Here is a 21837-nt window from a genome sequence, read left to right as displayed (position 1 = left end):
CTGCGCTTTTTTTTCGTGCGGATTTTCATCAGGTGCTTGCCCGACAAAACCAAAAGTCCATAATGGACAAATGAGTTTAGATTTCCATTTTCGGAGCCTGACATGTCCAGTACGCCCCACGTGATCGACCAAGCCCAGGCCCGCGAGTTACTGGCGCGCATTGATGTGCCGCAGATCCTGCGCAAGCTGTTCCGAGACCTGGCTGCCGGGAACGCCGTGCAGCCGGCGCAGCAACTGGTGGAATTCCCGCAGGGTGCCGGCGACTTCATCAACTATCTGGGGGTGCTGGCAGAGGACGGCGTGTACGGTGTGAAGACTTCTCCGTATATCGTTCGCGAGCAAGGCCCGTTGGTGACGGCGTGGACACTGCTGATGTCGATGAAAACCGGCCACCCGCTGCTGCTCTGCGATGCCGGTGAACTGACCACCGCGCGCACCGCCGCGACCACCGCCGTGGCTGTCGACGCCCTAGCGCCGCTGAATGCCTCGCGACTGGCGATCATTGGCAGCGGCAAGGTTGCCCAGGCGCATCTGCACTACGTGAAGTCGCTGCGCGACTGGCAGAGCATCAGCCTGTATTCGCCAAGCCTGTCCGCCGACGCGCAAACCCAGGCACTGTTGAAAGCCATCACGCCTGAGCTGACGATCGCTGAAAGCCGTGATGCGGCCATCGCCGAGGCCGATGTGATCATGCTCTGCACTTCGTCCGCCGGACCGGTGATCGATCCTGCCGCATTGAGCAAACCGGCGCTGATCACCTCGATCAGCACCAATGCCCCACGCGCCCACGAAGTGCCGCCGCAGAGCCTCAACGGCATGCAGGTGTTCTGCGACTATCGTCTGACCACGCCGGGGTCGGCCGGTGAGATGCTGATTGCGGCTGAGCAGCATGGCTGGAGCAAGGATTCGATTGTCGGCGACCTCGCCGACTTGCTCAGCGAGAAAGTCCAGCGCCCCGATTACGATCGTCACGTGTTCTTCCGTTCAATCGGCTTGGGCCTGGAAGACATCGCCCTCGCCAATGCGATTTATCACTTAACCCACTAACACCACATATCCCTGTAGGAGTGAGCCTGCTCGCGATAGCGGTCTTACATTCAGCATTATTGTTGCCTGATACACCGCTATCGCGAGCAGGCTCACTCCTACAGGGGATAGCGAACTATTGGATATTGCGTACCCACTGGAGAACCTCATGAGCCAGGCAGATTTCATCATCATCGGCGGCGGAATTGCCGGCGCTTCCACCGGTTTCTGGCTGTCGCCGCACGGCAAAGTCCTCGTGCTGGAACGTGAATCGCACCCGGCCTATCACTCCACCGGACGCTCCGCCGCGCTGTTCACCGCAGCCTATGGCACACCACAAGTACGCGCGCTGACCCAGGCCAGCCGGGCGTTTTTCGACAACCCGCCCAGCGGTTTCTGCGAACACCCACTGCTGACCCCGCGCGGCGAAATGACCGTCGATTTCACCGGTGACGCCGCCGAACTGAACAACCAATACCTCAGCGCCAAAGCCACCGTGCCGGAAATGCAATTGCTCAGCGCCGACGAAGCCTGTGCGCGACTGCCGATCCTGCGTCGGGAAAAAGTCCACGGTGCGATCTACGATCCAAGTGCCAGCGACATCGACACCGACGCCTTGCATCAGGGCTACCTGCGCGGCATCCGTCGCAATAACGGTGAAGTGCATACCGATTGCGAAGTGCTCGGCCTGAGCCGCGACGCCGACGGCCTCTGGCACGTGCAAACCAACGGCCAGACTTTCAGCGCACCGATGATCATCAACGCCGCTGGCGCCTGGGCCGACAAGGTCGGCGCACTGGCCGGTGCCAAGCCGCTGGGCTTGCAACCGAAACGCCGCGCCGCGTTCATTTTCGCCGGCCCCGAAGGCGTCGACATTCATCATTGGCCGATGCTGGTCAGCCTCGACGAATCCTTCTATATGAAGCCTGACGCCGGCATGTTCCTCGGCTCGCCCGCCAACGCCGACCCGGTCGAGCCCCACGACGTGCAGCCGGAAGAGCTGGACATCGCCATGGGCATCTACCAGATCGAAGAAGCCACGACGCTGACCATCCGCCGCCCGACCCGCACGTGGGCCGGGCTGCGCAGTTTCGTCGGCGACGGTGATCTGCTCAGCGGTTTCGATCCGCAGGTGCCGGGGCTGTTCTGGGTCGCGGCGCAAGGTGGTTATGGCATCCAGACTTCGCCAGCCATGGGCCAGGCCAGTGCGGCATTGGTGCGCGGCGAGCCTTTGCCCGAGCACTTGCGTGACTTCGGCCTGAGCAGCGCCATGCTCTCCCCTGCCCGCCTCGCCTGATCGTCCATCCGGATGACGCGCCCAACGGATTGCGGCACACTCGCAGCGCCTCCTGATCACGGGGGCGTTGACGCTGCCTGGAGCTCCACTGTCATGACCGCCCCTGAGTTCGACCCGGCGCTGGATAACTTCCGCGCCATCGCCGATGCCATCGCCACACTGTTCTTTCCGCACGCCGAAGTGGTGCTGCACGACCTGCGCACGCAGAAGGTCGATTACATCGCCAACAACCTGTCCAAACGCGAGATCGGTGACGACTCATCGCTGGAAGACATGCTCAGCGAGGATGTCAGCGACCGTAATATCGGTCCGTACGAAAAGCTCAATTGGGACGGCCAGAAGATCCGTAGCCTGAGCAGCGTCCTGCGCGACAACGAAGGCCTGCCGCTGGCGGTGCTGTGCATCAACTTGAATATTTCGCTGTTCGAAAATGCCAAGGCGGCGCTGGACCTGTTCCTCTCACCGAGCAAACTGATCCCGCAACCGGACTCACTGTTTCGCGATGACTGGCAGGAGCGCATCAACACCTTCCTCCACGCCTGGCTGCGCGAACGGCAGCTGAGCCTGAATCTGCTGACCCGCGATCACAAGCGTGAACTGGTGCTGGCACTGCACGCCGAAGGCGCGTTCAAGGGCAAGAGCGCCTCGAACTATGTGGCCAATGTGCTGAACATGGGGCGGGCGACGGTGTACAAGCATTTGAAGGAAATGAAGGGCTAAAGGTTTGCGGTGATTTCTCTGACGCCATCGCGAGCAGGCTCACTCCTACAGGGGAGCGCATTCCAAATGTAGGAGTGAGCCTGCTCGCGATAGCGGACTATCAGTCGCCGTAAATGTCGGACTTGAAATACTTCTCGGAAATCTTCTGATATTCGCCACTCGCGCGAATGCCATCAATGGCACCATTCAACTGGCTGACCAATTCGGCATTACCCTTGCGCACTGCAATCCCCGCCCCCTCGCCCACGTACTTCGGATCCTTCAACTCAGGCCCGACGAACGCATAACCCTTGCCACGCGGCATCGATAAAAAGTCATTCAACGGAATGGTGTCGGCAAAAATCGCATCCAGCCGCCCTGCCGCCAAATCCATGTAGATCTCTTCGTTGTTGCTGTAGCGCTTGACGTTGATGCCCTTCGGCTCGAACACCTCGGTGGCGTAACGATCAGTGGTGGTCGCGCGCTGCACGCCGACGTTCTTGCCCTTCAGGCTGGCGTATTGATCGTCAACGCTGGCGCCTTCTTTCATCACCAGCCGCGACGAAGTGAAGTAGTACTTGTGGCTGAAATCCACCGACTTCTTGCGGTCTTCGTTGATGGTCATCGAGGACAGCGCCATGTCGATTTTCTTCACTTTCAGCGAAGGAATCAGACCGTCGAACTCACCTTCGACCCACACGCACTTGACCTTCATTTGCGCGCACAGGGCATTACCGATGTCGTAGTCGAAACCGACGATTTCGCCCTTGTCGGTTTTCGAGGCGAACGGCGGATAAGCGGCTTCAATGCCGATGCGCAGGGTTTGTTCGGCGGCCAACACACTGGCGGAGGCCAACAGGCTTAGGGCAAGACCGGTGATGAGGGGGAGTTTCTTCATGTTCGTTCTCTCGCGGGTTGTTGTTGGTTTGGCAAGAAAGAGCTGAAACGGAGGGAGATACTTTTTTTGTACTTATAAATCCATATTGGACTTATATGTATAGGCAGTCAATCAGGCAAAGACAGAGGTTTTTGGTGTTGCAGATGACGTCATCGCGAGCAGGCTCACTCCTACAGGGGGAACGCATTCCAATTGTAGGAGTGAGCCTGCTCGCGATGGCGGACTAGAGGGCGACTCAGGGTTTATTTCTTCCAGCGATCCGCAGCCGCGTGATCACTGTCCCGCCCCTCAACCCAACGCGGCCCGTCGCTGGTGTTCTCTTTCTTCCAGAACGGTGCACGGGTTTTCAGGTAGTCCATGACGAAGGCGCAGGCATCGAACGCGGCCTGGCGATGGGCGCTGGCGGCGCCGACGAAGACGATCGGTTCGCCCGGTTCCAGCGCGCCGATGCGGTGCAGCACTTCCAGTTTCAGCAGCGGCCAGCGCTGCTCGGCTTCGACAGCGATCTTGCCGAGGGCTTTTTCAGTCATGCCCGGATAGTGCTCGAGGAACATCCCCGCCACATCCAGGCCATCATTGAAGTCGCGCACATAGCCGACAAAACTCACCACCGCGCCGACGCCGACATTGGCCGCGTGCATCGCGTTGACTTCAGCGCCCGGGTCGAACGGCGTGGCCTGCACGCGAATCGCCATGGCTCAGCCTCCGGTCACGGTGGGAAAAAACGCCACTTCGTCGCCATCGACCACTGGCTCGTCGAGCTGGCAGAGGTCTTCGTTGCGTGCGCACATCAGATTCTGCTCGCTCAGCACATCAGCGCCATCACGCTGCACCAGCAACGCTCGCACGTCGTCAACAGTAGCGAAATCACCTTCAACCTTCACCGAATCCACGCCCAGCGCTTCACGGTAACGGGCAAAAAACTTCACGGTCAGGTTCATGGCTGCTCCGCCTGAAAGTGCCCGCTCTTGCCGCCGACCTTCTCCAGCAGGCGCACGCTTTCAATGGTCATGCCGCGATCGACAGCTTTGCACATGTCGTAAATGGTCAGCGCGGCGACGCTGGCAGCGGTCAGCGCTTCCATCTCGACGCCGGTCTGCCCGGACAGTTTGCAACGGGCGACGATGCGCACGGTGTCTTCGCCATCCGCACTCAGCTCGACTTTGACGCCGGTAAGCATCAGCGGATGGCACAGGGGAATCAGATCACTGGTTTTCTTCGCCGCCTGAATGCCGGCAATGCGCGCCACGGCGAACACATCGCCCTTGGGATGGCCGCCGCTGACGATCATCTGCAGCGTTTCGGGGAGCATGCGCACCAGCGCTTGGGCCGTCGCTTCACGGAACGTCACGGCTTTTTCGGTGACGTCGACCATGTTGGCGCGACCTTGGGAATCGAGATGAGTCAGCACGGGATTACTCCTGATCAGGAGCGTGGATTGTAAACCTGCGGGTCAAATTTCTGCGAGTGAGATTACCGTCACCCCGCAAATCCCCTGTAGGAGTGAGCCTGCTCGCGATAGCGGTGTGACATTCAACACCAATGTTGGCCGACACACCGCTATCGCGAGCAGGCTCACTCCTACATTTGATTTGTGTTGGGCATAAAAAACCGGGCGGCTGTTGGGCCGCCCGGTTCTGGGTGAAAGGTTACAAATGGGTTTCGGCGTATTCAGCCAGAATCGAGCGAGGCACCCCTTGCAGGGTGATGTGCACACCGTTGGGGAAATCCTTGAAGCGTTCGGTCAGATACGTCAGCCCGGAGCTGGTCGCGGACAGGTAAGGGGTGTCGATCTGTGCGAGGTTGCCCAGGCACACCACTTTGGAACCGGCGCCGGCACGGGTGATGATGGTTTTCATCTGGTGCGGCGTGAGGTTCTGGCATTCGTCGATCAGGATCAGGCTCTGCTGGAAGCTGCGCCCGCGAATGTAGTTGAGCGATTTGAACTGCAACGGCACTTTGCTGAGGATGTAATCGACGCTGCCATGGGTGTTTTCGTCATCCATGTGCAAGGCTTCGAGGTTGTCGGTGATGGCGCCCAGCCAAGGCTCCATTTTTTCCGCTTCGGTGCCGGGCAGGAAACCGATCTCCTGATCCAGACCCTGCACGCTACGGGTGGCGATGATGCGGCGATAACGCTTGCTGACCATGGTCTGCTCGATCGCAGCGGCCAGTGCCAGAATGGTTTTACCGGAACCGGCAGCACCCGACAGATTGACCAGATGAATGTCCGGATCGAGCAGCGCGTACAGCGCCAGGCTCTGGTAGATGTCGCGCGGCTTGAGCCCCCAAGCCTCTTGATGCAGCAGCGGTTCCTGGTGCAGGTCGAGGATCAGCAGCTTGGCCTCGTCAATCTCCTTGATCCAGCCGACAAAGCCCTGTTCGTCAATGATGAACTCGTTGATGTGCACCGCCGGCAGGTTGTCGATCAGTTGCACTTGATGCCAGGTGCGGCCGTGGTCCTGACGGGTGTCGACCTTGCTCACGCGGTCCCAGAAAGAGCCGGTCATGTTGTGGTAGCCGTTGGGCAGCAGGGACACGTCATCGACCAGTTGGTCGGTGCTGTAATCCTCGGCATCAATGCCGCAGGCGCGCGCCTTGAGGCGCATGTTGATGTCTTTGGTGACCAGCACCACCGGTTTTTTCGGGTCGCGGGTGTGCAGGTCGATCAGTTGGTTGATGATTTTGTTGTCGTTCAGATGCTCGGGCAGAATCAGGTTAGATTCGGCCTGCTTGCTCATCAGAATTGACAGCAAGCCCTTCGGCCCGCCCTTGCCGCGCTGGATCGGCACACCCAGTTCGACATCTTCCGGGGACGCATCGCCCAGGGTCTTGTCGATCAGCCGGATGGCCTGACGGCACTCAGCGGCCACGCTGTGATGCCCGCTCTTGAGCTTGTCCAGCTCTTCAAGCACGGTCATCGGGATCGCGACGTGGTGTTCTTCGAAATTCAGCAGGGCGTTTGGATCGTGAATCAATACGTTGGTATCGAGTACATACAGGATTGGCTGGTTGGAGGAAGGGCTACGTCCGTGATCATCCATACTCGGTCACCTTTGTCAGAGCCAGTAGACGCAATACCTTGACGGTGCTGCGCCTCGAAGTGACTGCCGAAATCTCACCTGCGGAGATTCAAGTGACTGCAAACAAACGGGTCTTGGAAGACGCCACCTGTGTTGCAGGTTTCGGCGGTCTGTCTTCGTAATACTCCAAAACCCATGACATAAAAAAGTACTTTGACGGTTTTTTTAAGTTTATTTTGCAGAGTGACGAAAAGCCCTTGGCGGACTGCCCAGACCCCGCTAAAGTCGGAAGTCCGCCTGCATCGAATCCTGCAAAAAAATCGCCCCAAGCCCAATGTTTCCGGGCTTTTTTCGTTTCTCAGCGAAACGCGTCCTGACAGTCTTCCCAACCGATGCCGCTCTGCGCGGTTTGCGTGATCAACCACGGCAACGAGGTCTTCACCGCCTCTTGTTTCATGTTGAAATTGATCACCCCGTGCCGCCACAACAGCATCAGGGTCAGTACCCGCTGCGCGCTCGCTGCGCCCTTGAGTTTGCCGGCGCTGTCCTGGGCATCGATGTCCCACAACGCCACTTGCAGGCCCTGGGTGTTGAAGAAACCCTGCGCATCGCTGCGACGCTGCCCTTCCGGCGGACGGAACAGCGGCACGTAGTTTTCCGGCAATTTGTTTTTCACCAGATCAGCACTGCGTCGCACCGAATCCTGCCAGTCCTGCCAGTGGCTGTGGGAACGGAACTCCCAACCCTGCACGCCGACGCACTGTCTCGAGAAACCGGCTTGCAGGCTGCTCACCGAACGATCAGCCAACCGCGCCTGAATATCCTTGCCCAACACGAAGAAGGTACCGCTCAGGTTGGACTTGCGCAGGTATTCGGTGAGCCAGTCAGTGTTGTCCGGTTGCAGGTTGGCGGCGCTGTCGAAGGTCAGCAAAAACAGCCGGTCATGCATCTCGTCGCCGTTACGCTCGTAGTCGCCGAAACGATCGATTTCGCTGCTGGTCTGCGGTGACAGCGCCGCCTTGCGCATCAGTTCGTCCAGATACTGCAAATGGAAGATCCGGCTCGGCTCGGCCCACTTGGTGTAATAGCTGTCGTCGCTGACCACGAACTTGGCCGCTTGCTCACGCAAGGTCGGCAGGTCTTCGACGAGGAAACAGAATGAGGCGTCCTGATCGCAGCTTTGCTGGGCGTAGTTGTAGTTGGCCAACAGGCGCTGCCAGAGGCGCTGGCGCAGGCTGTTGACCGCGTCGATGTTGATCGTGCGCAAGCCCAGCCGCTGAGCCAACGCGGCTTCGTCCATCGATTCGGTGCCCAGCAGGCCACGGGCGAACATGAGGATTTCCGCCCGGGACGCCACATCAAACAGCGTCGGGTTGCTGAGCTGCTCTGGCCAGGTGCTGCGATCCAGCGTCGCCACATCGCCCGGCGCCGCCACGGCACCGAAGCTCAACAGCCACGCGGTGAATAAAAGAACAATGCGCAAAAGGGATGTCTCCATAACAAAACCCGCGCGGCACTATAGCTGATGTGCAAGATTCACGGACGCTGCCCTCACCCCAGCCCTCTCCCAGAGGGAGAGGGAGCCGATCTGTGTGGATTTCAAAATCAGCATTCAACTCGATAGCTCAGGTCGGCGGATATCGACAGTTCACGCGGTCAGCTCCCTCTCCCTCTGGGAGAGGGCTGGGGTGAGGGAGCGATCCACCAGCCGTCGCAAATGCCGGTACTTACACCTGCCTATAACCCCCATAGCTGGAGTCAACACCGACAACCCCCTAGAATCGCCCCCACGATTAAAGGAGACGACTTCATGCTGATGGTGATTTCCCCCGCCAAGACCCTCGATTACGAAACACCGCCGGCGACCCAGCGCTTCACCCAGCCGCAATACCTCGACCATTCCCAGGCGCTGATCCAGCAACTGCGCGACCTGACGCCGGCGCAGATCAGCGAACTGATGCACGTGTCCGACAAGATCGGCGGGCTCAACGCCGCACGTTTCGGCAGCTGGACACCCGCCTTCACCCCGGACAACGCCAAGCAGGCGCTGCTCGCGTTCAAGGGTGACGTCTACACCGGTCTCGACGCACAGTCCTTCAGCGAAACCGATTTCGACTACGCGCAAAAACACCTGCGCATGCTCTCCGGCCTGTATGGCTTGCTGCGCCCGCTCGACCTGATGCAACCGTATCGCCTGGAAATGGGCACCAAACTGGCCAACGCTCGCGGCAAAGACCTTTATGCCTTCTGGGGCACGCGCATCAGCGAATGGCTGAACGAAGCGTTGGCCGATCAAGGCGACGACGTGTTGCTCAACCTCGCGTCCAACGAATACTTCTCGGCGGTCAAACGCACGGCCCTGAACGCGCGGATCATCAATACCGAGTTCAAGGATCAGAAGAACGGCCAGTACAAGATCATCAGCTTCTACGCCAAGAAGGCCCGGGGCCTGATGAGCCGTTTCGTGATCCAGGAAAAAATCAACGATCCGGCCCTGCTCAAACAATTCGATGTGCAGGGGTATCGCTACAGCGCCGAGCAGTCGAAACCCGACAATCTGGTATTTTTGCGCGACCACGCCCCCGAATAAAGCATGCCTATTGCACGACTCTTTCTATAAAGAGTCGTGCAGCCTGCACGCTGTCAAAAATCCCCCGCCTTATTTCGCCATTTTACTGGCGCCAAAAAAACCTCCCTGTCTTTTCTAAGATTAGTTTCACTCGACACTGATCATTTTTTTCAGTAGTGGCACCTAAATTTTTTCACCGTAGTGGCACAAAACTATCTAACGTGATTTTTCGCCTGTTATTAAAGGTCGAAAACGAAAGTGCTATCAAATTGAGACCAGTGCCATCTCTGACAATATTTCAAGAAATTTCAGATTTCGCGATGAGCGGACAGGAACTTCGTCCGAATGCATAGCTCATACCACCGGTAACGATTCTCGCCGAGTTTGTACGAGATAACTTACGCGGAGCAGATAGCCATGTAACCAAGTTGTCACAGCAACTTGCCTAGATGACTAACTAGTCTCAAAACAGACGATGGACAGGAGATACGCACCATTAATATCCCCTACAAAGGCCATGACCGCGCCCTTATAAACGTGCTCGCCTGAGCACCCAACCGCTTGATTCACGGGACTTTCATCCTGACATCGAGCGCGCAGGACGATTGCACAAGAGTCTTCTCCAAAGAAGATCGGCTGCATAACAGGGCAAGTCATAACAACAAAGCCTGGTTGCGCACATCTTGAGTGCACTTATTTAGACACTCGAAACTTAGTATGCCTGCACACGGCATTGTGGCGCCTGTATGCCGCACTTTCGAGTGCACTAATGAACGCTGAACACCATTAACTCCGGCCTTCTAAGGCCTGATATATACAGAGGTAATTGCGATGCGCATCAGCATATTTGGTTTGGGTTACGTTGGCGCAGTATGTGCCGGTTGCCTGTCTGCACGGGGCCATGACGTAGTTGGCGTCGATGTTGCCAAAGACAAGATCGACATGATCAACGCCGGCAAATCGCCGATTGTAGAACCAGGCCTGGGCGAACTTCTGCAACAGGGTATTCAGACCGGTCGCCTGCGTGGCACGACCAACTTCGCCGAGGCGATTCGCGACACCGACCTGTCGATGATTTGCGTCGGCACGCCGAGCAAGAAGAACGGCGACCTCGAACTGAACTACATCGAAGCGGTATGCCGCGAGATCGGTTTTGTCCTGCGTGAAAAGACCACCCGCCATACCATCGTCGTACGCAGCACCGTACTGCCGGGCACTGTTGCCAACGTGGTGATCCCGATTCTCGAAGACTGCTCGGGCAAGAAGGCCGGTGTCGACTTCGGCGTTGCGGTCAACCCTGAGTTCCTGCGTGAATCCACCGCGATCGCCGACTACGACCTGCCACCGATGACCGTTATCGGCGAGTTCGACAAGGCCTCGGGCGACGTTCTGCAATCGCTGTACGAAGAACTCGACGCACCGATCATCCGCAAGGACATCGCCGTTGCCGAGATGATCAAGTACACCTGCAACGTCTGGCACGCGACCAAAGTGACCTTCGCCAACGAGATCGGCAACATCGCCAAAGCGGTCGGCGTCGATGGCCGTGAAGTGATGGAAGTGGTCTGCCAGGACAAGACCCTCAACCTGTCCCAGTACTACATGCGCCCGGGCTTCGCCTTCGGCGGTTCGTGCCTGCCGAAAGACGTGCGTGCGCTGACCTACCGCGCCGGCTCCCTGGACGTCGAAGCGCCGCTGCTCAACTCGCTGATGCGCAGCAACGAATCGCAAGTGCAGAACGCCTTCGACATCGTGGAAAGCCACGACAAACGCAAAGTCGCCCTGCTCGGCCTGAGCTTCAAGGCCGGCACCGACGACCTGCGTGAAAGCCCGCTGGTAGAACTGGCCGAGATGCTGATCGGCAAGGGTTACGACCTGAGCATCTACGACAGCAACGTCGAGTACGCCCGTGTTCACGGCGCGAACAAAGACTACATCGAGTCGAAAATCCCGCACGTATCGTCCCTGCTCAACGCGGACTTCGATTCGGTGATCGACAACTCCGACGTGATCATCCTCGGCAACCGCGACGAGAAGTTCCGCCCGTTGGCCCAGCAAGCGCCGCACGGCAAGCAGGTCATCGACCTGGTCGGCTTCATGGCCAAAGCCACCGACGCCGGTACGCGCACCGAGGGTATCTGCTGGTAATGCAGACCTAAGCGACAGGCTTCGAGCTGCAGTACTTGCAGCTCGAAGCTTGCAGCTTGAAGCCTCCCTTACCTTCGGAAGACGCTGATGAGCAAGCTCAAACATTTTTTTCTGCAATCAGCCGGCTGGCTTTTTTATCTCAGTCTGCTGATGGGCCTGGCCTTGATGCTGCCCACGTCCACGTTCGACTCCGAGTCGAAGGACTTCATTTTCCTGATTGGCGCCGTGGGTATCTGGCGCTACTCGATGGGTGCAACGCACTTTGTGCGCGGCATGATTTTTCTCTACATCGTTTACCCGCACCTGCGCCGCAAAGTGCGCAAGCTGGGTAAGGCGGCGGACCCGTCGCATGTGTTCCTGATGGTCACCAGTTTCCGGATCGACGCGCTCACCACCGCGCAGGTCTACAGCTCGGTGATCCGCGAAGCCATCGACTGCGAACTGCCGACCACCGTGGTCTGCTCGATCGTCGAAATGTCCGATGAGCTGCTGGTCAAGGCGCTGTGGGCGCGGATGAATCCGCCCGATCGCGTCAAGCTCGATTTCGTGCGTATTCCCGGCACCGGCAAACGCGATGGCCTGGCCTATGGTTTCCGCGCGATCTCCCGTCACCTGCCAGACGACCGCGCCGTGGTGGCCGTGATCGACGGCGACACCGTGCTCGGCGAAGGCACCGTGCGCAAGACCGTGCCGTGGTTCCAGCTGTTCGGCAACGTCGGCGGCCTGACCACCAACGAATTCTGCGAAGTGCGCGGCGGCTACATCATGAGCGAATGGCACAAGCTGCGTTTCGCCCAGCGCCACATCAACATGTGCTCGATGGCCCTGTCCAAACGCGTGCTGACCATGACCGGTCGTATGTCGGTGTTCCGCGCCACCGTGGTGACCAACCCGGAATTCATCGCCGACGTTGAAAGCGACTCGCTGCAACACTGGCGTCTGGGCCGTTTCAAGTTTTTGACCGGCGACGACAAGTCGAGCTGGTTCAGCCTGATGCGCCTCGGTTACGACACCTTTTACGTGCCTGACGCGGCGATCAACACCGTTGAACACCCGCCGGAAAAAAGCTTTATCAAGGCCAGCCGCAAACTGATGTTCCGCTGGTACGGCAACAACCTGCGCCAGAACTCGCGAGCACTGGGCCTGGGTGTGAAACGCCTCGGCGCCTTCACCTCGGTGGTGCTGTTCGATCAGCGTGTATCGATGTGGACGTCCTTGCTCGGTCTGACCGTGGCGCTCATCGCCAGCTTCAAATACGGCACCGCGTTCATCCTCGTTTACCTGCTGTGGATCGGCATCACCCGCCTGATCCTGACGTTGCTGTTGTCGTGTTCCGGTCACCGCATCGGCCCGGCTTACCCAGCGATTCTGTATTACAACCAGATCGTCGGTGCACTGGTGAAGATCTACGTGTTCTTCCGCCTCGACCAACAATCCTGGACTCGCCAACCCACATCCCTGACCCGTGATCTCGCCAGCTTTCAACGTTGGTTCAACACCTGGTCGTCTCGGACCATGACCTTCTCCGCCGGCAGCATTTTCGTCGCCGTGCTGCTGATGATGGTCTGACCCGCCCCTATTGAATTAACAAGGAAATCGCCCCTATGAATACCGCCGTCAACGCCAACGTAGTGCATGAATCCGAAGCCCAGCGCCAACACGCCCGCGTGAAAATCCCGGCCAAGCTGCGCTTCTTCGGTCCAGACCGGACGCCGGTTGAAGCGCGGGTCATCGACCTGTCTGCCGGTGGTCTGGCGTTTAACGCCGGGCAACTTCAGCTGACCATTGGCCAGGTGTACAAGGCGCGTCTGCAATTCGTCATCGACAACCTCGGCATCGCCATGGACGTTGAACTGCAAGTACGTTCCTTCGACCGCCAGACCGGCCGCGCCGGTTGCCAGTTCCAGAATCTGGAGCCGCAGGATATTTCCACCCTGCGCCACTTGATCACCTCGCACCTGGCCGGCGACATCGTCAGCATCGGCGAAGTGCTGGCGACCCTGCAGCGCGACAACTTCACCAAGGCACGCAAGGTCAAGGACGGCGGCTCCGGCATGACCCCGTTCGGGCGCCTGAAAGCAGTGACCTTCAGCGCCGGTATCTTCGCGGTCGGTCTGGTCGCGGCGGGGTTCATTTTCAAATCGGTATACGGCATGTACTTCGTCAGCCACGCGCAGGCCGGTCTGGTCAGCGTGCCGGGCATGAACATCACCATGCCGCGCGACGGCACCGTGCAGAGTCTGGTCAAGTCCGACGGCGTCGCGGCCAAAGGTGCGCCACTGGCGACCTTCAGCACCAGCATGCTCGATGTGCTCAAGGGCCATCTGGAAGAGGATCAGCTGTCGCCGGCCAAGGTTGAAGAACTGTTCGGCAAGCAAATGACCGGCACGCTGACCTCGCCGTGCGATTGCACCGTGGCCCAGCAACTGGTGGCGGACGGTCAGTACGCAAGCAAAGGTGATGTGATCTTCCAACTGGTGCCGCGCAACACCCAGGCCACCGTCGATGCGCGCTTCTCCTATCGCCAGTTCGGCGACGTGCGTCCGGGTACTCCGGTGAGCTTCCAGATCGCCGGCGAAGACAAGACCCGCACCGGCAAGATCGTCAGCAGCACCAGCCTGAAAAGCGCCGACCTGTCCTCCGATATCCGCGTACAGATCCAGCCTGACGAGCCGCTCGACAGCAGCCTCGCCGGCCGCCCGGTGGAAGTGAACAGCGACCGTGGCCCGAACCTGAACTGGCTGATCGACAAAGCCATGGCTGCCGGTCTTTAAGTCGAGGACATGCCTGTGACTACTCCTATCTTGAACACACCGCCGACCCTGTGGGAGCGAGCCTGCTCGCGAAAGGGTCAGCACGGTTTGTCTGATGTACCGAGTCGACTGCTTCGCGAGCAGGCTCGCTCCCACATGGGACTAGTGGTGTGCTCGCTGGCATTGGCGGTGAGTCTGGCCGGTTGCGCCGGCCTGCCCGATCAACGTCTGGCCAACGAAGCGCTCAAGCGTGGCGACACCGCCACCGCTGCGCAGAATTATCAGCAACTGGCCGATCTGGGTTACAGCGAAGCACAAGTCGGCCTCGCCGATATCCAGGTCGACAGCCGCGACCCTGCGCAAATGAAACAGGCCGAGGCGACTTACCGCGCCGCCGCCAGTGTTTCGCCGCGTGCTCAGGCGCGTCTGGGCCGCTTGCTGGTGGCCAAACCGGGTTCTACCGAAGCCGAACACCACGAAGCCGAAACCCTGCTGAAAAAAGCCGCCGCCAATGGCGAAGGCAATACGTTGATCCCGCTGGCGATGCTCTACCTGCAATACCCGCACAGCTTCCCGAATATCAACGCGCAGCAGCAGATCGATCAGTGGCGCAAATCCGGCTACCCGGAAGCGGGTCTGGCGCAGGTGCTGCTGTATCGCACTCAGGGCACTTACGACCAGCACCTGGATGACGTGGAAAAGATCTGCAAAGCCGCGCTCAACACCACCGACATCTGCTACGTCGAACTGGCCACCGTGTACCAGAAACGCGCGCAGCCTGAGCAACAAGCCGAGCTGATCAAGCAGATGCAGGCCGGTTACAGCCGTGGCACCGTCACCGCGCAGCGCGTCGATTCCGTGGCCCGTGTACTGGCTGATTCAACCCTCGGCAAGCCCGACGAAAAAACCGCGCAGTCGCTGCTCGAGCCGATCGCTCCGGGCTACCCCGCGTCGTGGGTGACCCTCGCGCAACTGCTCTACGACTACCCGGAACTGGGTGACGTCGATCAGATGATGAAGTACCTCGACAACGGCCGCGCCGCCGACCAACCGCGCGCCGAGTTGTTGCTGGGCAAGCTCTACTACGAAGGCAAAATGGTCCCGGCCGACGCCAAAGTCGCCGAAGAACATTTCCAGAAAGCCGTTGGCCGCGAAGTCGCCGCCGACTACTACCTCGGCCAGATCTATCGCCGTGGCTACCTCGGCAAGGTCTATCCGCAGAAGGCTCTCGACCATCTGCTGACCGCTGCGCGCAACGGCCAGAACAGCGCCGACTTCGCCATCGCCCAACTGTTCTCCCAAGGCAAGGGCACCAAGCCCGACCCGCTCAACGCCTACGTGTTCAGCCAATTGGCCAAGGCACAAAACACTCCGCAAGCCGATGAGCTGGCGACCACCCTCGCCGCGCAACTGCCGCCCGAGCGTCTGGCCGAAGCGCAACGTCTGCTGCAACAAGAGCAAGCCAGCCGTGGCGCTCTGAACCCGAACACGCTGCAACTGCACGCCCTGCAAGAAGAAGACGGCGAGGAAAAACTATGAAGCTGAATCCATTCGTGAAGGCCGGTATTGGCCTCACTTTCGCGCTGATCTGGTCTTGCCCGACACTGGCCGCGATGACTGAAAGCAAAAACTTCGGCCTGGAAGTGAAAGTCACCGGCCAGTCCGAAGATGACCGCGACCTCGGCACCGCCAGCGGCGGCGACGTCAACGGCGTCGGCCTCGACCTGCGTCCTTGGGTCTACGGCGAAAGCGGCGCGTGGAGTGCCTACGCCATGGGCCAGGCCGTGACCTCGACCGACATCATCGAGACCGACACCCTGCAACAATCCGACGGTGAACAAGCCACCGACAACGGTGATCGCAAAACCAAGAAAAACTACCTGGCGATGCGCGAGTTCTGGGTCGGCTACAGCGGCCTCACGCCTTACCCGGGCGAGATGCTCAAGTTCGGTCGCCAGCGTCTGCGTAATGACGACGGCCAATGGCGCGACACCAACATCGAAGCGCTGAACTGGACCTTCGACACCACCCTGTTGCGCGCCAACGCCGGTGTTGCCGAACGCTTCAGCGAATACCGCACCGACCTGAAAGAGCTGGCGCCGAAAGACAAGGATCGCCTGCACGCCTACGCCGATGCGGCTTATCAGTGGACGCCGGGCAACTGGGTCGGCATTCGCGGTCATCACACCCATGATGACGGCAAACTCGATTATGCCGAACCGGGTGTTCCGCGCGACTCGCTGGACAAAACCGAAAACGGCGACATCAGCTGGATCGGCCTGACCGCCGACAGCGACGCCTACAACTGGCGCAACACCAACACCGTCAACTACTGGGGCAGCATCACCGGCATGAGCGGCGACCGCGACACGGTCAACGCCTTGAACGCTGATGGTTCGCGCCCGGCGCAAGCCAAGCGTAGCGACGACGTCAACGGCTGGGCCACTGACATCGGTGTGCGCCTGCGCCTCGATCCGCAATGGCAAGTCGGCGGTGCCTATGCCCGTGCCAGCGCCGATTACGAGCAGACCGGCCTGGAGAGCAACCGCTCCAACTACACCGGTACCCGCTCGCGTGTTCACCGTTTCGGCGAAGCGTTCCGTGGCGAAATGAACAACATGCAGACCGCGACCCTGTTCGGTTCGTGGATGGTCAACGACGAGTACGACGCCAGCCTGATCTACCACAAGTTCTGGCGTGTCGACGGCAACAAGCCGGTGGGCAGCAACGGCATCAACGCCGTGGAAAACAACACCGACGACGTCACCGGCGCCATCCTTTCCAGCACCTCGCTGCCGCTTGAAGACGGCAACAAGGACCTCGGTCAGGAGATGGACCTGGTCGTCACCAAGTACTTCAAGCAAGGCCTGTTGCCGGCGGCGCTGAGCCAGTCGATCGACGAGCCTTCGGCCCTGGTGCGCTTCCGTGGCGGTGTGTTCAAACCGGGCGATGCCTACGGCAAGCAGGTTGATTCGTACATGCACCGCGCGTTCATCGACGTGATCTGGCGCTTCTGATGCAAACCGCCAAGGGAGTGCCCGACATGATCAGCACCAGGATAGGCTCACTCAGCCTGCTGGCCGGCGCGATGCTGCTGGCCAGCGCTGGCGCCTTCGCCAACGTGGAGCCGGCCAAGCCTGCGACCACGGCCAAGGAGCTGCAACAAGCCAAGACCTACACCGTCAGCAGCGCACCCACCGAGGCGCTGAATCTGGCCGCACCGAAACTGCCCGACCTTTCCGGCTTCACCGCCGAGGCCGCTGCGGCGAAAATCGTCCGTAGCAAACCGGGCAAGATCAGCGTGCGCCGGATGATGCAGGAAGACGCGCTGAAGGACTTCATCGGCGGCGACAACAAGATGGCCGAATGGGTGGTGCGTCAGCACGGTATCCCGCAGGCGATCTTTGTCGACGACGGCTACATGAATCTCAAGGACCTGGCGCAGAAACTGCCCAAGCAGTACTTCAGCGAGACCTCGCCGGGCGTGTACCTGTCGAAGCTGCCGATCGTGGTGGGCCGTAAAGGCATCCTCGAAATCGACGGCCAGACCCAGGAACTGCGCCTGTCGCAAGAGGCCGGGGCGTTCATGGTCAACGACGGCCAACTGTTCGTGCGTGACACCAAAGTCACCGGCTGGCGCGAGAAGGAAAACGGCCCGGCAACCTTCCGTTCGCCGAAGGAATTCCGTCCGTTTCTGCTCGCCTGGGGCGGCACCGAGACCTACATCGTCAACAGCAAGATGGCCAGCTTCGGCTACGCCAACAGTAAGTCGTACGGCGTGAGTATTTCCCAGTACACGCCGAACATGGCCAAGGTCCTCAAGCGCCCTGAACCGACTGGCTGGATCGTCGGCTCCGAGTTCTCCGACATGTGGTACGGCTTCTACTGCTACGAGACCCGCGACTTCGTGGTCAAGGGCAACACCTACAAAGACAACATCGTCTACGGCATCGACCCGCACGACCGTTCCCACGGCCTGATCATTGCCGAGAACACCGTGTACGGCACGAAGAAGAAGCACGGGATCATTATTTCCCGTGAGGTCAACGACAGCTTCATCTTCAACAACAAAAGCTTCGACAACCATCTCTCGGGCCTGGTGATCGACCGTAACAGCGTCAACAACATCATTGCCTACAACGAGATCTACAAGAACCACACCGACGGCATCACCCTCTACGAGTCCGCCGACAACCTGCTGTGGGGCAACAAGGTCATCAGCAACAAGCGCCACGGCATCCGCATTCGTAACAGCGTGAATATCCGCCTCTACGAAAACGTCGCCATGGCCAACGGTTTGACCGGCGTCTACGGCCACATCAAAGACCTCACCGACACCGACCGTGACATCAAGCTCGACCCGTTCGATGCGCAAGTGTCGCTGATCGTCGTTGGCGGTGAGCTGGCGGCCAACGGCAGCGGCCCGCTGTCGATCGATTCACCGTTGAGTGTCGAGCTGTATCGCGTGTCGATGCTGGCGCCGACCAAATCCAGCGGCATCAGCTTCAACGGCATCCTCGGCGAGCGCCAGGATGAAATTCTCGACCTGCTGGTGCGCCAGCAGAAAGCCGTGCTGATCGACCCTGTCGAACGCCAGACCGAAATGCAGGACTGAGGATAATTTTATGCACCCACACTTGATCAGATTACTCAGCCTGTCGGCCCTGACCGTGGGCATTCTCGCGGCCAGCAACGGCGCCCGCGCCGACGAAGGCGCCGCTGCCACGCCACCAAAGTTCAGCGCCGAACCGTGCTGCAACCTGTGCCCGGCCGCCCATGACGCGAAGAACTACACCACGCGTTACCAGCAGAACTTCACCACCCTGGTGCAGGCGCAAGGCGACTGGCTGTTCCGGACTCAGGAAGATCTGCGCACCGAGTTCAACACCACCCCGGCCGGCTACAAACGCCTGCAACAGCTGCACGATGCGTTCAAGGCCAAAGGCGTCGAACTGGTGATCGTTTACCAGCCGACCCGTGGCCTGGTGAACCGCAACAAGCTCAACCCGCAGGAAAAAGCCGCGTTCGATTACGAGAAAGCGCTGGGCAACTACAAGACCATGCTTGGCCGTTTCGCCAAGATGGGTTACGTGGTGCCGGACCTGTCGCCGCTGACCAACGAATCGCTGCCGGACACCCTGCCCGCCCACGATTTCTACTTCCGCGGCGACCAGCACTGGACGCCATACGGTGCGCAGCGCACGGCGAAAATCGTCGCCGAAAAGGTCAAGCAGATCCCGGCCTTCGCCGACGTGCCCAAGCGTGAGTTCGAGACCAAACGCTCCGGGCGCATGGGCAAGACCGGTACCCTGCACAACATGGCCGGGCAACTGTGCGGCACCAGTTACGCGATCCAGTACATGGATCAATTCACCACCGAGCCGAAAGGCGAAGCAGGCGACGGCGATCTGTTCGGTGATTCCGGCAACCCGCAAATCACCCTCGTCGGTACTTCGCACAGCGGCAAGAACTACAACTTCGCCGGCTTCCTCGAAGAAGCCATCGGCGCCGACATTCTCAACGTCGCCTTCCCCGGCGGTGGTCTGGAAGGTTCGATGTTGCAGTACCTGGGCAGCGACGAATTCCAGAAGACGCCGCCGAAGATTCTTATCTGGGAATTCTCGCCGCTGTACCGCCTCGACCAGGAAACCATCTATCGCCAGATGATGTCTCTTCTCGACAACGGCTGCGAAGGCAAAGACGCGCAAATGTCCGCGAGCACCACGCTCAAGCCGGGCAGCAAACAAGAACTGCTGGTCAACAGCAAGAACCTGAACCTGCAGAACAGCAGCCATCAGGTCGACATCCGCTTCGCCGACCCTTCGGTGAAAACCCTGCAAGCCACCCTCTGGTACATGAACGGTCGCCACGAGGACATCAAGATCGAGAAACCGGAAACCTCCGACACCGACGGTCGTTTCGCCTTTGAGTTGCGCACGGACGAAGACTGGGCCTCGCAAAACCTGCTGGCGGTCGAAGTCCAGGGCCCGGAAGCGGGCACCGCGCCACAGAAAGTCGAAGCGAAAATCTGCAAACGCAACGTATTCCCGGGCGCTGGGCAACAAACCGCTCAGGTCGGGCAATGAGGTCTGCTATGCGAAACTCGAAACTGAAAACTCTTTTAGCGCCGACGCTGCTCGGGCTGGCGATCTTCGCCGGCACCGCGCAGGCCGCCGCGCCACTGCGTCCACCTCAGGGCTATTTCGCGCCTGTGGATAAATTCAAGACCGGTGACAAAAGCGAAGGCTGCGACGCGATGCCGACGCCGTACACCGGGCCGCTGCAATTTCGCAGCAAATACGAAGGTTCGGACAAGGCCCGCGCGACGCTGAACGTGCAGTCGGAAAAAGCCTTTCGCGACACCACCAAAGACATCACCACGCTGGAACGCGGCACCGCCAAACGGGTGATGCAGTTCATGCGCGACGGTCGTCCGGAGCAGCTCGATTGCACGCTGAACTGGCTGACCGCGTGGGCCAAGGCCGATGCGTTGATGTCCAAAGACTTCAACCACACCGGCAAGTCGATGCGCAAATGGGCGCTGGGCAGCATGGCCTCTTCGTACATTCGCCTGAAGTTCTCCGACTCGCATCCGCTGGCCCAGCATCAGCAGGAAGCGCAGTTGATCGAGGCGTGGTTCAGCAAAATGGCCGATCAGGTCGTCAGCGACTGGGACAACCTGCCGCTGGAAAAAACCAACAATCACTCGTACTGGGCTGCATGGTCGGTGATGGCGACATCGGTCGCGACCAACCGCCGCGACCTGTTCGATTGGGCAGTGAAGGAATACAAGGTCGGCGTCAATCAAGTCGATGCCGACGGCTTCCTGCCGAACGAACTCAAGCGTCAGCAACGCGCTCTCGCCTATCACAACTACGCCCTGCCGCCGCTGGCGATGATCGCCAGTTTCGCCCAGGTCAACGGTGTTGATTTGCGTCAGGAAAACAACGGCGCGCTGAAGCGTCTCGGTGATCGGGTGTTGGCGGGGGTGAAAGACCCGGATGAATTCGAGAAGAAGAACGGCAAAGAGCAGGACATGACCGATCTGAAAGAGGACATGAAATTCGCCTGGCTCGAACCGTTCTGCACGCTCTACACCTGTGCGCCGGATGTGATCGAGAAGAAGCACGGCATGCAGCCGTTCAAGACTTTCCGGCTTGGCGGCGACCTGACCAAGGTCTACGACCCGTCGCATGAGAAGGGCAACAAAGGCTCATAAAGCAAAAGCCCCTCACCCTAACCCTCTCCCAAAGGGAGAGGGGACTGACCGAGGTGGCTGCGCGAGTTACGCCGAAATGAAATACCGAGTCGATCTCAGGTGTTGAAAAACAACCGAGATCAGGCTGCACAGAAATACCGAGTCGATCTCCATTTTTGAAAACCATGGAGATCAGGCTCCCTCTCCCTCCGGGAGAGGGCGGGGG

The 21837-nt window shown here is 59.5% G+C and carries 18 protein-coding genes; 12 read left to right on the top strand and 6 right to left on the bottom strand.

Translation table 11 applies throughout. From position 1 onward, the window contains the following. Positions 1-102 precede the first annotated feature (102 nt). The 3 genes from PspS49_RS05210 to PspS49_RS05200 all read left to right on the top strand — a co-directional run bounded on the left by PspS49_RS05210 (position 103) and on the right by PspS49_RS05200 (position 3043). Positions 103-1047, top strand: a complete 945-nt coding sequence (locus PspS49_RS05210) for an ornithine cyclodeaminase family protein (protein WP_160038400.1) — start codon at positions 103-105, stop codon at positions 1045-1047. Between the two features lie 148 nt (positions 1048-1195). Further along, positions 1196-2323 (top strand): FAD-binding oxidoreductase, encoded by a 1128-nt coding sequence (locus PspS49_RS05205; RefSeq protein ID WP_160038398.1) that lies wholly within the window; start codon positions 1196-1198, stop codon positions 2321-2323. Positions 2324-2416: 93 nt separating this feature from the next. Continuing rightward, complete coding sequence (locus PspS49_RS05200) at positions 2417-3043, top strand: PAS domain-containing protein (protein WP_127925916.1); 627 nt, start codon at positions 2417-2419, stop codon at positions 3041-3043. A 100-nt stretch (positions 3044-3143) separates the two neighbouring features. Here PspS49_RS05200 and PspS49_RS05195 read toward each other — a convergent pair whose 3' ends face one another. From PspS49_RS05195 to PspS49_RS05170, 6 genes are all read right to left on the bottom strand, one after another. Then, positions 3144-3920, bottom strand: a complete 777-nt coding sequence (locus PspS49_RS05195; RefSeq protein WP_160038396.1) for an ABC transporter substrate-binding protein — start codon at positions 3918-3920, stop codon at positions 3144-3146. 242 nt (positions 3921-4162) lie between these two features. Next, complete coding sequence (moaE, locus tag PspS49_RS05190) at positions 4163-4615, bottom strand: molybdopterin synthase catalytic subunit MoaE (protein WP_016771590.1); 453 nt, start codon at positions 4613-4615, stop codon at positions 4163-4165. Between the two features lie 3 nt (positions 4616-4618). Next, positions 4619-4861, bottom strand: a complete 243-nt coding sequence (locus PspS49_RS05185; RefSeq protein ID WP_127925915.1) for a MoaD/ThiS family protein — start codon at positions 4859-4861, stop codon at positions 4619-4621. Continuing rightward, positions 4858-5331, bottom strand: a complete 474-nt coding sequence (gene moaC / locus PspS49_RS05180; protein WP_016985015.1) for a cyclic pyranopterin monophosphate synthase MoaC — start codon at positions 5329-5331, stop codon at positions 4858-4860. Before moaC ends, PspS49_RS05185 begins: the two co-directional genes overlap by 4 nt. Positions 5332-5569: 238 nt before the next feature. After that, a complete protein-coding gene (locus PspS49_RS05175) occupies positions 5570-6964 on the bottom strand; it encodes a PhoH family protein (protein ID WP_016985016.1) in 1395 nt (464 codons plus the stop codon). 337 nt (positions 6965-7301) lie between these two features. Then, entirely contained in the window at positions 7302-8426 is a 1125-nt protein-coding gene (locus tag PspS49_RS05170) for a polysaccharide deacetylase family protein (RefSeq protein WP_160038394.1), read from the bottom strand. 327 nt (positions 8427-8753) lie between these two features. Here PspS49_RS05170 and yaaA point away from each other — a divergent pair, with 327 nt between their 5' ends. From yaaA to PspS49_RS05125, 9 genes are all read left to right on the top strand, one after another. Then, a complete protein-coding gene (gene yaaA / locus PspS49_RS05165; protein ID WP_160038392.1) occupies positions 8754-9533 on the top strand; it encodes a peroxide stress protein YaaA in 780 nt (259 codons plus the stop codon). Positions 9534-10343: 810 nt separating this feature from the next. After that, complete coding sequence (locus PspS49_RS05160; protein WP_007914305.1) at positions 10344-11660, top strand: UDP-glucose/GDP-mannose dehydrogenase family protein; 1317 nt, start codon at positions 10344-10346, stop codon at positions 11658-11660. Positions 11661-11747: 87 nt separating this feature from the next. After that, positions 11748-13229: a mannuronan synthase gene (gene alg8, locus PspS49_RS05155; RefSeq protein WP_007914304.1), complete on the top strand. Its 1482-nt coding sequence runs from the start codon at positions 11748-11750 to the stop codon at positions 13227-13229. A 35-nt stretch (positions 13230-13264) separates the two neighbouring features. Then, a complete protein-coding gene (locus tag PspS49_RS05150) occupies positions 13265-14434 on the top strand; it encodes an alginate biosynthesis protein Alg44 (RefSeq protein ID WP_105705589.1) in 1170 nt (389 codons plus the stop codon). Positions 14435-14443: 9 nt separating this feature from the next. After that, a complete protein-coding gene (gene algK / locus PspS49_RS05145) occupies positions 14444-15952 on the top strand; it encodes an alginate biosynthesis TPR repeat lipoprotein AlgK (protein WP_275113737.1) in 1509 nt (502 codons plus the stop codon). After that, on the top strand, positions 15949-17430 hold the full coding sequence (locus PspS49_RS05140; RefSeq protein ID WP_160038390.1) for an alginate export family protein: 1482 nt from the start codon (positions 15949-15951) through the stop codon (positions 17428-17430). Before algK ends, PspS49_RS05140 begins: the two co-directional genes overlap by 4 nt. A gap of 26 nt (positions 17431-17456) precedes the next feature. Continuing rightward, positions 17457-19028 carry a mannuronan 5-epimerase AlgG gene (gene algG / locus PspS49_RS05135; protein WP_127925909.1) on the top strand — a complete coding sequence of 524 codons (1572 nt, stop codon included), beginning with the start codon at positions 17457-17459 and terminating at the stop codon, positions 19026-19028. A 10-nt stretch (positions 19029-19038) separates the two neighbouring features. Then, positions 19039-20499 (top strand): alginate O-acetyltransferase, encoded by a 1461-nt coding sequence (locus PspS49_RS05130; RefSeq protein ID WP_077571213.1) that lies wholly within the window; start codon positions 19039-19041, stop codon positions 20497-20499. Between the two features lie 8 nt (positions 20500-20507). Then, entirely contained in the window at positions 20508-21632 is a 1125-nt protein-coding gene (locus tag PspS49_RS05125; RefSeq protein ID WP_064393309.1) for a mannuronate-specific alginate lyase, read from the top strand. The last annotated feature ends 205 nt before the right edge of the window (positions 21633-21837 follow it).

This window comes from Pseudomonas sp. S49 (genome assembly GCF_009866785.1).
Classification (GTDB): domain Bacteria; phylum Pseudomonadota; class Gammaproteobacteria; order Pseudomonadales; family Pseudomonadaceae; genus Aquipseudomonas.
The sequence above is the reverse complement of the archived record's forward strand: the minus strand, read 5'-3'. Positions and strand labels throughout refer to the sequence as shown.

Excerpts from the sequence above, each read along its gene's own strand:
- moaE (WP_016771590.1), bottom strand. The coding sequence starts at position 4,615 with ATGGCGATTCGCGTGCAGGCCACGCCGTTCGACCCGGGCGCTGAAGTC.
- PspS49_RS05185 (WP_127925915.1), bottom strand. The coding sequence starts at position 4,861 with ATGAACCTGACCGTGAAGTTTTTTGCCCGTTACCGTGAAGCGCTGGGC.
- algG (WP_127925909.1), top strand. The coding sequence starts at position 17,457 with ATGATCAGCACCAGGATAGGCTCACTCAGCCTGCTGGCCGGCGCGATG.
- PspS49_RS05150 (WP_105705589.1), top strand. The coding sequence starts at position 13,265 with ATGAATACCGCCGTCAACGCCAACGTAGTGCATGAATCCGAAGCCCAG.
- PspS49_RS05125 (WP_064393309.1), top strand. The coding sequence starts at position 20,508 with ATGCGAAACTCGAAACTGAAAACTCTTTTAGCGCCGACGCTGCTCGGG.
- alg8 (WP_007914304.1), top strand. The coding sequence starts at position 11,748 with ATGAGCAAGCTCAAACATTTTTTTCTGCAATCAGCCGGCTGGCTTTTT.
- PspS49_RS05200 (WP_127925916.1), top strand. The coding sequence starts at position 2,417 with ATGACCGCCCCTGAGTTCGACCCGGCGCTGGATAACTTCCGCGCCATC.
- PspS49_RS05160 (WP_007914305.1), top strand. The coding sequence starts at position 10,344 with ATGCGCATCAGCATATTTGGTTTGGGTTACGTTGGCGCAGTATGTGCC.
- PspS49_RS05195 (WP_160038396.1), bottom strand. The coding sequence starts at position 3,920 with ATGAAGAAACTCCCCCTCATCACCGGTCTTGCCCTAAGCCTGTTGGCC.
- PspS49_RS05205 (WP_160038398.1), top strand. The coding sequence starts at position 1,196 with ATGAGCCAGGCAGATTTCATCATCATCGGCGGCGGAATTGCCGGCGCT.
- PspS49_RS05210 (WP_160038400.1), top strand. The coding sequence starts at position 103 with ATGTCCAGTACGCCCCACGTGATCGACCAAGCCCAGGCCCGCGAGTTA.
- PspS49_RS05175 (WP_016985016.1), bottom strand. The coding sequence starts at position 6,964 with ATGGATGATCACGGACGTAGCCCTTCCTCCAACCAGCCAATCCTGTAT.
- yaaA (WP_160038392.1), top strand. The coding sequence starts at position 8,754 with ATGCTGATGGTGATTTCCCCCGCCAAGACCCTCGATTACGAAACACCG.
- algK (WP_275113737.1), top strand. The coding sequence starts at position 14,444 with ATGCCTGTGACTACTCCTATCTTGAACACACCGCCGACCCTGTGGGAG.
- PspS49_RS05130 (WP_077571213.1), top strand. The coding sequence starts at position 19,039 with ATGCACCCACACTTGATCAGATTACTCAGCCTGTCGGCCCTGACCGTG.
- PspS49_RS05140 (WP_160038390.1), top strand. The coding sequence starts at position 15,949 with ATGAAGCTGAATCCATTCGTGAAGGCCGGTATTGGCCTCACTTTCGCG.